Origin of the sequence: Micromonospora sp. NPDC005194, assembly GCF_040608335.1 — a bacterium.
Classification (GTDB): Bacteria; Actinomycetota; Actinomycetes; order Mycobacteriales; family Micromonosporaceae; genus Micromonospora.
In genome coordinates this window covers 41,821-52,981 of the sequence record NZ_JBEXIA010000041.1, presented here as the reverse complement: position 1 = coordinate 52,981, position 11,161 = coordinate 41,821, and the positions used below count along the sequence as shown (strand labels likewise).

The window sequence follows — 11,161 nt, the reverse complement described above, 5'->3', positions numbered from 1 at the left end:
AGCTGTACCGGATGGTGCGCGAACTCGCGACCGAAGCCCGGCAGCCCATGCCGCGCCTGTACGCCTCGGCGCCGACGCGCTCGCCGCCGCCCGCGCCGGCATCCGGGTGTACGGGGTGGAGGCCGACCCGGTGACCGCCGCGATGGCCGCCGCCAACGCCGCCGCCGCGGGGCTGGCCGAGCTGTTCACGGTCGAGTGCGGCGACGCCACCGCGTTCGACGTCTCCCGGGTCGACGGCGTCTTCTGTGACCCGGCCCGACGTACGAGCGGCACCGGTCGGCGGATCTTCGACCCGCGCGCCTACTCGCCGCCGTGGGACTTCGTCACCGGGCTCGCGGAACGGGTGCCGCGCACGGTGGTGAAGGTGGCGCCGGGCCTGGACCACGCGCTCATCCCGGCCGACGCGGAGGCGGAGTGGGTAGGCGTGGACGGCGACCTGGTCGAGGCCGCGCTCTGGTGTGGCGACCTGGCCCAGGTGCCCCGCCGCGCCACGCTCTACCGGCAGGTGGGCGCCGAGACGCACCGTTTCCAGCTCACCGGCTCGGGCGCCACCGAGGCGCCGGTCGGGCCACCGCGCCGCTACCTGTACGACCCGGATCCGGCCGTGGTCCGCGCGCACCTCGTCGCCGAACTGGCCGACCAGCTGGACGCCACGCTGGGTGACCCGAGCATCGCCTACCTCTACGCCGACCGGCCGACGCCCACCCCGTACGCCCGGTGCCTGGAGATCACCGACGTGCTGCCGTTCTCGCTCAAGCGCCTGCGGGCACTGCTGCGGGAACGGCGGGTGGGCCGGGTGGAGATCCTCAAGCGGGGCTCCGCGCTCACCCCGGAGCAGTTGCGGCGGGATCTGCGGCTGGCTGGCGACCAGGCGGCGAGCCTGGTGCTCACCCGGATCGCCGGTGCCCCGACCGTGTTGGTCGGCCACCCGGTCCACTAGCGTCGTCGTTGTGGCGGGACAGGGCACTCCGGCGACGGCACTACTGGTCAAGCGTGGGATCGCGTATCGCACCCATCCGTACCGGGTCTCCCCGGACGCGCCGAACTACGGCGCGCTGGTCGCCGAGGCGCTCGGTGTGGCACCCGAGCGGGTGTTCAAGTCGCTGGTGACCGAGGTCGACGGCGCCCTGACCGTGGCGGTCGTCCCGGTCACCGGCGAGCTGGACCTCAAGGCGCTCGCGGCGGCGGTCGGCGGCAAGCGGGCGACGATGGCCGACCGGGCGGTCGCCGAGCGGGCCACCGGCTACGTGCGCGGCGGGATCAGCCCGCTCGGGCAGCGCCGGCGCCTGCCCACAGTGCTGGACGAATCCGCGCTGGATCTGCCGACGATCTACGTCTCGGCTGGTCGGCGCGGTCTGCAACTCGAACTGGCCGCAGCGGATCTGGTGGCGCTGACCGACGCCCGCGCCGCGCCGTTGCAGACCCACTGACGACAGTCGTTACGTCGACTCCCGCGTGGGATACCCGGGGAGTAACAGTCGCGTTGCTGAATTGTTATGGCTTCCAACAAACTTGGCACCTGCGCGGTCTTGTGGGACCAGTGTGACGCGAAATACGTTGCCGGACACAACAAAACAACACCTCCCCCACCTCCGAAAGGACCCTGCACATGCGTAAGGGGATCCTCACCATCGCCGCCGTGGGCCTGCTCGCGACCGGCGGTTTGACCGCCTGCGGCGACGACTCCGGCTCCGACAAGGCCAGCTCCGCCAAGACCCCCAAGATCGGCGTCATCCTCCCGGACAGCAAGTCCTCCGCCCGGTGGGAGACCGCGGACCGCAGGTTCCTGGAGGAGGCGTTCAAGGCCGCCGGCGTCCAGTACGTCATCCAGAACGCCCAGAACGACAAGACCGCCTTCCAGACCATCGCGGACCAGATGATCACCAGCGGCGTCACCGCCCTGATGATCGTCAACCTGGACTCCGGCACCGGTAAGGCCGTCCTCGACAAGGCCAAGTCGCAGGGCGTCGCCACCATCGACTACGACCGGCTCACCCTGGGCGGCTCCGCCCAGTACTACGTCAGCTTCGACAACGAGACCGTCGGCAAACTCCAGGGCGAGGGCCTGTCGAAGTGCCTGACTGAGAAGAACGCCAAGAACCCCGTCGTGGCGTACCTGAACGGCTCCCCCACCGACAACAACGCCACCCTGTTCAAGGCCGGCTACGACTCGGTGCTCAAGCCGAAGTTCGACTCCAAGGAGTACGTCAAGGGCCCCGAGGACGCCGTGCCGGCCTGGGACAACGCGCAGGCCACGACGATCTTCGAGCAGCAGCTCACCAAGGCCAACGGCAAGATCGACGGCGTGCTGGCCGCCAACGACGGTCTCGGCAACGCGGCCATCTCGATCCTGAAGAAGAACAAGCTCAACGGCAAGGTGCCGGTGACCGGCCAGGACGCCAGCACCGAGGGCCTGCAGAACATCCTCGCCGGTGACCAGTGCATGACCGTCTACAAGGCCGTCCGCGAAGAGGCGAAGGCCGCCTCCGACCTGGCCATCGCGCTCGCCAAGGGCGAGAAGAAGGACACCGGCCAGACGGTGAAGGACCCGGAGGGTGGCCGTGACGTCCCCTCGGTGCTGCTCACCCCGAAGGCCATCTACAAGGACAACATCAAGGACGTCATCGCCGACGGCTACGTGACCAAGGAAGAGGTCTGCACCGCGGCGTACGCCAAGGCCTGCGCCGACGCCGGCATCAGCTGACCGACGCCGCAGTACCCGCCGGGACGACCATCGCCGCCCGGCACGGGAGCATCCTCCCGTGCCGGGCGGCGCCCGCCGGACGGGCCCCGACCCTCCCTTAAGAAGGAGACCCCGTGTCCGCGACCCCCCTGCTGGAACTTCGCGGGATCGACAAGAGCTTCGGTCCCGTCCAGGTGCTCCGCGACGTCGCCCTGACCGTCCACCCGGGCGAAGTGACCGCACTGGTCGGCGACAACGGCGCCGGCAAGTCGACCCTGGTGAAGTGCATCAGCGGCATCTACCCCACCGACGCCGGCGAGGTCCTGTTCAACGGCGAACAGGTGCACATCGGCAGTCCCCGCGACGCCGCCGCCCTCGGCATCGAGGTCGTCTACCAGGATCTCGCGCTCTGCGACAACCTGGACATCGTGCAGAACATGTTCCTCGGGCGGGAGAAGCACAGCGGCATCGTCCTGGACGAGCCGACCATGGAACAGCTCGCCGCCGAGACTCTGGCGGGGCTCTCCATCCGCACCGTCACGTCGCTTCGTCAGCACGTGTCCAGCCTCTCCGGCGGTCAGCGCCAGACCGTGGCCATCGCCAAGGCGGTGCTGTGGAACAGCAAGCTCGTCATCCTGGACGAGCCGACCGCGGCGCTCGGTGTGGCACAGACCGCCCAGGTCCTCGAACTGGTCCGTCGCCTCGCCGACAACGGCCTGGCCGTGGTGCTCATCTCGCACAACATGAACGACGTCTTCGCCGTCTCCGACCGGATCGCCGCGCTGTACCTCGGCCAGATGGTCGCCCAGGTGAAGACCACCGACATCACCCACGCCCAGGTGGTTGAGCTGATCACCGCCGGGCGCTCGGGAGGCCTCGGCCTCGCCACGGACCCGGGCAGCAACGGCGACGGCCCGGAGCCGGCCGACTCGATCTCAGGAGGCGTCCGATGACCACCACCGCCGCCGTGCGGAAGGACGGCCCCGCAGCCGTCACACCGCCGCCGACCGTCGGGAGCCACGTCCGCAACTACCTCAGCCGGGTACGCGGCGGCGACGTCGGCGCGTTACCGGCGGTGCTCGGCCTGGTCGTGCTCTGCACCGTCTTCGCGATCATGCGGCCGTCGTCGTTCCTGTCGGCGGGCAACTTCGCCAACCTCTTCACCCAGGGCGCGGCGGTCACGCTGATCGCGATGGGTCTGGTCTTCGTACTGCTGCTCGGCGAGATCGACCTCTCCGCCGGCTTCGCCAGCGGCGTCTGCGCGGCCGTGCTGGCCAATGTGGTCACCGTGCTCGGGTACCCCTGGTGGGTCGCCGTGCTGGCCGCGGTCGCCACCGGTGTGCTCATCGGCACCAGCCTCGGCCTGCTCGTCGCGAAGATCGGCATTCCGTCCTTCGTGGTCACCCTCGCCGGCTTCCTCGCCTTCCAGGGCATCGTGCTGCTGCTCGTGAAGGAGGGCACCAACATCTCGGTCCGCGACGAGGTGCTGGTCGCGATCGCCAACCGCAACCTCGCCCCCGCGCTGGGCTGGGCGCTGACCGCCCTCGCGGTCGTCGGCTACGCGGCGGTGCAGTTGCTGCGACACCGCAACCGCGTGGCCCGTGGCCTGATCACCGACCCGCTCGCGGTGGTGGCGCTCCGGATCGGCGTGCTCGCCGTCATCCTCGGCACGGCGGTGTACGTCCTCAACCTGGAGCGCAGCCGCAACGTGCTGATCGTCTCGCTCAAGGGTGTGCCGATCGTGGTGCCGGTCATCGCGGTGCTGCTGATCATCTGGACGTTCGTACTCCAACGCACCAGCTACGGCCGGCACATCTACGCCGTCGGCGGCAACCGGGAAGCGGCCCGCCGGGCCGGCATCGAGGTCGACCGGATCCGGATCTCGGTCTTCGTCATCTGCTCGTCCATGGCCGCCATCGGTGGCATCGTCGCCGCCAGCCGGGCCAACTCGGTCGACCCGAACACGGGGGGCAGTAACGTACTGCTCTACGCGGTCGGCGCGGCGGTGATCGGCGGCACCAGCCTCTTCGGCGGCAAGGGTCGCGTCCTCGACGCCGTCCTGGGAGGCGCGGTGGTCGCGGTCATCGAAAACGGAATGGGCCTGATGGGGTACAGCGCGGGAGTCAAGTACGTGGTCACCGGTGTCGTGCTGCTGCTCGCGGCCAGCGTCGACGCCCTCTCCCGCCGCCGCGCGGCAGCCACCGGCACCCGCTGACCGCGCGGGAGGTAGCACCAGCATGCGCCCGGCACCCAGCCAGGAGGAGGTCCGGCGGCAGAATCTCGGGGCCCTGCTGCGGCACGTGCACGTCCACGGGGCGACCACCCGCGCCGAACTCACCACCACCCTGGGGCTGAACCGGAGCACCATCGGCGCGCTCACCGCCGACCTGGCCGGCGTCGGACTGGTCAGCGAGGGAACACCGAAGGAGACCGGCCGGGCCGGACGGCCGTCACTGGTCGTCCGGCCCGAGTCGGCCCGGGTGTACGCGTACGCGTACTCCGTCGAGGTGGACCGGCTGCGCGCCGCCCGGGTCGGCCTGGGCGGCGCGGTGCTCGACCGCCGGGAGCTGGACCGACCGCGCGGGCTGCTGGCCGCCGAGGCCGCGCCGCTGCTCGCCGGTGCGGTCAAGGAGATGCAGCAGGCGGTGCCCGCCGACGCGATCTGCGTCGGCACCGGCGTCGCGGTCTGCGGGATGGTCCGCCGCGAGGACGGCCTGGTCCGGCTCGGCCCCACCACGGGCTGGGTGGACGAGCCGATCGGCGCCGCGCTCGGCGCCGAACTGGGCCTCGACGTGCCGGTCACGGTCGGCAACGTGGCCGACGTGGCGGCGTTCGCCGAGCACGCCCGGGGGGTCGCGGCCGGCTGCGACAACGTCATCTACCTGTACGGCGACGTCGGCGTCGGCGCCGGCATCATCGCCGGCGGGCGTCGACTCACCGGACACGGCGGGTACGGCGGCGAGGTCGGCCACATGAAGGTGGTCCGTGACGGCATGCCCTGCGAGTGCGGCGCCCGGGGTTGCTGGGAGACCGAGATCGGCGAGCACGGCCTGCTCCGCGCGGCCGGACGATCCGACGCCCGGGGCCGCGACGCGCTGCTGGCCGTCTTCGACGCCGCCGACCGGGGAGACGCCCGCGCCCAGACGGCGGTCCGCAAGGCCGGTGACTGGCTGGGCTTCGGGGTGGCCAACCTGGTGAACGTCTTCAACCCCGAGATGGTCATCTTCGGCGGCACCATGCGGGACCTCTACCTCGCCGCGGCGGCCCAGATCCGCAGTCGACTCAACTCCAACGCCCTCGGCGCCTGCCTGGAACACGTCCGGTTGCGCACCCCCAAACTGGGCGAGGACGCGCCCCTGATCGGCGCCGCCGAACTGGCCTTCGAACGGCTCCTCGCCGACCCCCTCGACGTGGGCTGACCCGCGTACCCTGTCCGGCGTGGATGTCGAGCTGCGCGCCTCCGACGACGACCGCCACCGGGTGGTCGCCGAGCTGCACCGGCACACCACCGAGGGCCGGCTCACGCTGGACGAGTTCTCCGAGCGGGCCGGCGCGGTCTGGGCCTCCCGTACCCTCGGTGACCTGGCCGCGCTGACCCGCGACCTGCCGGCCCTGCCCGACCCCGCCGCCGCGACGGCCGGCGGCGGTGACCCGATCGGGCACGGCCGCCGGGAGCTGCTGGTGCTCTTCGCCGTCGCCGCGCTCACGCTGCTGCTGCTCGGCGGCTTCCTCGCCGTCACCCGCTGATCCGCGTCGCGCCGAGGGCTTCGGCTCGTCCACCGCACGCATTTCCACCGGGCGCGCGGATGAACTGATCGGGCGATCAGTCCGTACCAGTGGGCGGACGGGCGGCCGGCAGGGTGCGGCTGCCCGGTCCAGACGCGTTTCGGTCCGGACCGAGGAGGCACCACAGACATGGCACCGCTCAGATCCGCCCGTCGTCGGCCGGGCAACCGGATGCACCGCGCGGCGATGTTGCTCATCGCGATCGTCGCGGGGGTCGGTGTCCTGCCCGGAGTGGCCATTGCCGCCCCCTCCGGCGGGCAGCAGCTCAACGCCGCCGACATGACACTGCTCAACGGTGTGCGGTTGGCCGGGCTGTGGGAGATGCCCGCCGGTCAGATGGCCGCCGAAAAGGGACAGTCGGCGAAGGTACGGGAGATCGGCGCGGCCATCGCCGGCGAGCACCAGAAGCTCGACCAGCTCGTCGTGGACGCCGCCAACAAGCTCGGCGCGTCCATCCCCACCGAGCCGACCGCCGAGCAGAAGGGTTGGCTGTCGGAGATGCAGAACGCCTCCGGCGCCCGGTTCGACCAGATCTTCGTGACCCGGCTCCGCGTGGCCCACGGCAAGATCTTCCCGGTGATCGGCGCGGTGCGGGCCAGCACCCGCGACGCGACAGTTCGTAAGCTCTGCGAGGACGCCAACGCCTTCGTGCAGCACCACATGCAGATGCTGGAGTCCACCGGACTGGTCCGGTGGCCCGAACTGCCGCCGGCCGCGCTGCCCGCCCCCGGCAAGGACGGCCTGCTCGCCGCCGCCGGAGCGAACGCCGGCCCACAGGTCGGAGTCAGCAGCACAGTCGTCTGGCTGGTCTTCCTCGCCGCGCTCGGCACCGGCGGGATCGCCACCTACCGGATGCTGCGCCGCAGCTGATCACCCGTCTGGTGGCCCCCGTCAGCGGTCCACCTGAGTGAAATCCCAGGAGTGCGGGGCGCGGGCCACCAGCAGGGCGGGTGGATCGGGCAGCGGACGCGGGCTGCTGCGCCACTTGGAGATGACCACGACACGGTGGTCGGTGGAGGAGAAGACCTCGCTCGACACGTGCAGAGGGTCGTGCTCCAACTCGGGCAGGGCGGTGTCGCACACCCAGGTGATCAGGTCGGCGACGCCGTACGCCTCGGCGCGCGCCTCCCACATCCGCACGATCATCTCCGGTGCCCCCGTCACACGCTGACCGTTGTCAACGGCAGCGCCGAGTCGGCCGGCAGGTCCAGCCGGCTCGGCGCGACCCCGGCGGCGACCAGGTGCGATCCGAGCGCGGCCACCATCGCCCCGTTGTCGGTGCACAGCTTCGGCCGGGGCACCCGCACCCGGATGCCGTACTTCTCGGCCCGCTGCTCGGCCAGCGCCCGCAGCCGGGAGTTCGCCGCCACTCCACCGCCGATCACCAGCGTCTCGATCCCCTGCGCCCGGCAGGCGGCGAGCGCCTTGCTGGTCAGGACGTCGCAGACCGCCTCCTGAAAGGACGCGGCGACGTCGGCCACCGGCACCGGCTCGCCGGCGCGCTGGCGCGCCTCGACCCAGCGGGCCACCGCCGTCTTCAGGCCGGAGAACGAGAAGTCGTACCGGTGGGCGGCGAGATCCTTGGCGGCGGTGAGGCCACGCGGGAACGCGATCGAGGCGGCGTCACCGGCGCGGGCCTCCCGGTCGATGGGCGGGCCGCCCGGGAACGGCAACCCCAGCAGTCGGGCGACCTTGTCGAACGCCTCACCGGCCGCGTCGTCGATGGTGGCGCCGAGCGGGGTGACGCCCCGGGCCAGGTCATCGACCAGCAGCAGGGACGAGTGCCCGCCGGAGACCAGCAGCGCGATCGCGGGTTCCGGGAGCGGGCCGTGCTCAAGCGTGTCCACCGCGACGTGCGCGGCGAGGTGGTTGACGCCGTACACCGGCTTCTCGGCCGCCAGCGCGTACCCCTTGGCGGCGGCGACGCCGACGAGCAGCGCGCCGGCCAGCCCGGGCCCGGAGGTGACCGCGATGGCGTCGATGTCGGCCAGGGTGACACCGGCCTCGGTCAGCGCCCGCTGCATGGTCGGCACGATGGCTTCCAGGTGGGCCCGGCTGGCCACCTCGGGCACCACGCCGCCGAAGCGGGCGTGCTCCTCGACGCTGGACGCGAGCGCGTCGGCCAGCAGGGTGTGCCCGCGTACGATGCCGACGCCGGTCTCGTCGCACGAGGTCTCGATGCCCAGGATCAGCGGTTCGTCAGCCATGGTCGTGTGGTCCGTCCCCGGTCGGCTCGGCGTCGCGCCGCATGACCAGCGCGTCGGTGTTGCTCGGTTGGTAGTAGCCGCGACGCACCCCGATCGGCTCGAACCCGTACATCGCGTAGAGCCGCTGGGCGGCCACGTTGTCCACGGCGACCTCCAGCAGGGTGCTGCGGGCGTCACGCCGGGCCGCCTCGGCGAGCAGCTCCTCCAGCAGGACACGCCCGACACCGCGCCGCTGGACGTCCCGGCGGACCGCGATGACCTGCACCCACACCTCGTCCGGTGGGGCTCCGGCGAGCCCGGCATAGCCGAGCAGGGTGCCGTCGGTGTCGGTGGCGACCCGATAGTGGTGCCTGTTGGCCAGCTCGTTCCAGAACATCACCGGCGACCAGTGTTCCGCGCCGAAGAGGTCCACCTCGATGGGCATCGCCTCGTCGATGTGCCACCAGCGGAACGGGTCCAGCCGTACCGTCGTGCTCACGGCAGGACCGATTTGCGGCCGGTGGCCGCCACGGCGTCCGGACGGCGCAGGTAGAGCGGGGTGAGCCGCTCGCCGGGTGCGCCGGCCCGGATCCGCTCGGCGGCGAGCTGCGCCAGCACGGTGGCCTCCGGGTAGCGCGGCTCGACCCGGACCGGCAGGTCCAGGGCTTCGGCGTACCGGTGTGCCCCGTCGCCGACCGCGACCGTCGCCCCCAGTTCCCGGGCGCGCGCGGCGGCCACCGCCGGGGCGGACACCTCGGGCCCGACGATCCGCTGACCGGCGCCGTCGTAGACGGCCCAGTACAGCTCCTTGCGGCGGGCGTCGCTGGCGGCCAGCACCGGCTCGCCGGCCGCCGCCGGGTAGCCGATGCCGTCCAGGGAGCAGACGCCGTACGTCGGGACGCCGAGCACCTGCCCCATCGTGGCGGCGGTGACCAGGCCGACCCGCAGCCCGGTGAACGGCCCCGGGCCGAGGCCGGCGACGATGGCGCCCAGGTCACGCGGGCGCGCTCCGACGTCGGCGAGGACCGCGTCGACCTGGGGCGCGAGCAGTTCACCGTGCGCGCGGGCGTCGACCGTGCACCGGTGCGCCCGGGACGTCACGCCGTCCGCCGAGATCTCCACCAACGCTGCGGTCACCGCGGGGGTAGAGCTGTCCACCACGAGTACGAGCACGGTTAGCCAGCCTAGCGGCCCCGCCACCGCCGCCCGGCCACGCCCCGCCCCCTGCCTGCGCCCAGGGTCAGCCACTCACTCCTGGACGCCCTGGCACCCTGGGTGCCGGCCCCTCAAGCCCGGCCCCTCAAGCCCGGCCACTCAAGCCCGGCCACTCAAGCCCGGCCACTCAAGCCCGGCCGCCTGTCATCCTCGGCCGCCTGGGCCGCTCTAAGCGGGTCGTCCTGGCCGTTCCGACTGTCGTCATGGCCACTCCGGCCGTTCAGGCCATCGAGCAGGGCTGTCGCTATCGCCCGCATCGGCCGCCTTGGCCGTCTTGGCCGCTCTCACCGTTCTGGCCGTTCTCAGTCGACCTGTGCGGACGCCACCGCTCGGCCGGAGGCCACTTGCGGTGAGAAACGGTATACCTGTGAGTCATATTTATGACCCACAGGAATACCGCTCATCAGGGAATGGCCCACCCGACGGCGCCGGGTCGCCGGGATCTCGGACCCAGGCCACGCAGTCGTGAATCCGGCTCAGCGGTTTCTCCTCGGCCGTGCCCGGTCCACCATGTCGGCATGCCGCCGACGCGCCTCGCCACCCTGCTCGGCAGGGCTGTCCGCCAGCAACGGCACCTGCGCGACCTGACCCAGTCCGAGTTGGCAGAGGCGGCGGGGGTCACCCAGGCGGCTGTTGCCCGGATCGAGAGCGGCAGCCGCGCCGCGAGCCTTGCGGTGCTGGAGCGCTTGTTCGCCGCGATGGACGTGCAGATGGTGGTCGAGGTCGAGCCGCTGGACGCGCACCTCGACGCCCGCATCGACGAACTGGCCGCCCGGCCGATCGCCCAACGCATCGACGAGCTGGGCCTGGATGAGACGCTGGACCGACTCACCGACTTTCCGCAGGTGCTCACCGGCGGCACGGCGGCCCTGTTGCAGGGCGCGCCGGTGCCGGTGGACGCCGTGGAGATCGCCCTGCGCTGGCAGGACTCGAAACGGTTCACCGGCTGGCTGAAGGCGAACTACGGCCAGCGGTGGAACGCCCGGTGGGGCGAGTTCGGCGGGGTGTGGCTGGAGCCGGAGGAGCCGGGCGAGCACCGTTGGTCGACCCGGTACGGCGAGATCAGGGCGACCATGTGCGACGAGCTGCCCGAGACGATCGAGGTGCGCCACGGCGGGCGCGACTATCGGGTGGTGCCGCTGGTCGAGCTGGAGCTGACCGAGCCGCGGGCCGCCGAATTACTGCGCCGCTACCGGGCGCGGCAACTCGCTGCCGAGGGCTGACCCGCGCCGCGCGGCGAAGGGCCACGCGGTCTCGCCAGGCGGCACAGCCCGCACCACAACAACAGGCT

13 protein-coding genes are annotated in these 11,161 nt (G+C 71.9%); 9 read left to right on the top strand and 4 right to left on the bottom strand.

What is annotated here, in order from left to right; all coding sequences use genetic code 11:
- From ABZU53_RS27060 to ABZU53_RS27025, 8 genes are all read left to right on the top strand, one after another.
- The coding region (locus tag ABZU53_RS27060) for an SAM-dependent methyltransferase (protein WP_355068255.1) at positions 1 to 940 on the top strand (940 nt) is incomplete at its 5' end.
- 10 nt (positions 941 to 950) lie between these two features.
- Positions 951 to 1,430 (top strand): Cys-tRNA(Pro) deacylase, encoded by a 480-nt coding sequence (gene ybaK / locus ABZU53_RS27055; protein WP_355068253.1) that lies wholly within the window; start codon positions 951 to 953, stop codon positions 1,428 to 1,430.
- Between the two features lie 179 nt (positions 1,431 to 1,609).
- Positions 1,610 to 2,704, top strand: a complete 1,095-nt coding sequence (locus tag ABZU53_RS27050) for a substrate-binding domain-containing protein (protein ID WP_355068251.1) — start codon at positions 1,610 to 1,612, stop codon at positions 2,702 to 2,704.
- A gap of 113 nt (positions 2,705 to 2,817) precedes the next feature.
- Complete coding sequence (locus ABZU53_RS27045; protein WP_354855346.1) at positions 2,818 to 3,636, top strand: ATP-binding cassette domain-containing protein; 819 nt, start codon at positions 2,818 to 2,820, stop codon at positions 3,634 to 3,636.
- Positions 3,633 to 4,898, top strand: coding sequence for an ABC transporter permease (locus ABZU53_RS27040; RefSeq protein WP_354855345.1), 1,266 nt, complete (start codon positions 3,633 to 3,635; stop codon positions 4,896 to 4,898). The genes ABZU53_RS27045 and ABZU53_RS27040 overlap by 4 nt, the downstream gene beginning before the upstream one ends.
- 22 nt (positions 4,899 to 4,920) lie before the next feature.
- A complete protein-coding gene (locus ABZU53_RS27035) occupies positions 4,921 to 6,102 on the top strand; it encodes an ROK family protein (RefSeq protein WP_354855344.1) in 1,182 nt (393 codons plus the stop codon).
- Positions 6,103 to 6,121: 19 nt separating this feature from the next.
- Positions 6,122 to 6,430 (top strand): DUF1707 domain-containing protein, encoded by a 309-nt coding sequence (locus ABZU53_RS27030; RefSeq protein WP_354855343.1) that lies wholly within the window; start codon positions 6,122 to 6,124, stop codon positions 6,428 to 6,430.
- A 168-nt stretch (positions 6,431 to 6,598) separates the two neighbouring features.
- The gene (locus ABZU53_RS27025; RefSeq protein ID WP_354855342.1) at positions 6,599 to 7,339 is read left to right on the top strand and encodes a DUF4142 domain-containing protein; all 741 of its coding nucleotides are present in this window, start codon (positions 6,599 to 6,601) and stop codon (positions 7,337 to 7,339) included.
- Positions 7,340 to 7,360: 21 nt separating this feature from the next.
- Here ABZU53_RS27025 and ABZU53_RS27020 read toward each other — a convergent pair whose 3' ends face one another.
- The 4 genes from ABZU53_RS27020 to tsaB are packed head-to-tail and all read right to left on the bottom strand — an operon-like array spanning position 7,361 to position 9,828.
- On the bottom strand, positions 7,361 to 7,615 hold the full coding sequence (locus tag ABZU53_RS27020) for a hypothetical protein (RefSeq protein ID WP_039906914.1): 255 nt from the start codon (positions 7,613 to 7,615) through the stop codon (positions 7,361 to 7,363).
- A 14-nt stretch (positions 7,616 to 7,629) separates the two neighbouring features.
- A complete protein-coding gene (gene tsaD, locus ABZU53_RS27015) occupies positions 7,630 to 8,676 on the bottom strand; it encodes a tRNA (adenosine(37)-N6)-threonylcarbamoyltransferase complex transferase subunit TsaD (RefSeq protein ID WP_007465128.1) in 1,047 nt (348 codons plus the stop codon).
- A complete protein-coding gene (rimI, locus tag ABZU53_RS27010; protein WP_355068249.1) occupies positions 8,669 to 9,154 on the bottom strand; it encodes a ribosomal protein S18-alanine N-acetyltransferase in 486 nt (161 codons plus the stop codon). The genes tsaD and rimI overlap by 8 nt, the downstream gene beginning before the upstream one ends.
- The gene (tsaB, locus tag ABZU53_RS27005; RefSeq protein WP_355068247.1) at positions 9,151 to 9,828 is read right to left on the bottom strand and encodes a tRNA (adenosine(37)-N6)-threonylcarbamoyltransferase complex dimerization subunit type 1 TsaB; all 678 of its coding nucleotides are present in this window, start codon (positions 9,826 to 9,828) and stop codon (positions 9,151 to 9,153) included. The genes rimI and tsaB overlap by 4 nt, the downstream gene beginning before the upstream one ends.
- 560 nt (positions 9,829 to 10,388) lie before the next feature.
- Here tsaB and ABZU53_RS27000 point away from each other — a divergent pair.
- On the top strand, positions 10,389 to 11,093 hold the full coding sequence (locus ABZU53_RS27000; protein WP_354855339.1) for a helix-turn-helix transcriptional regulator: 705 nt from the start codon (positions 10,389 to 10,391) through the stop codon (positions 11,091 to 11,093).
- The last annotated feature ends 68 nt before the right edge of the window (positions 11,094 to 11,161 follow it).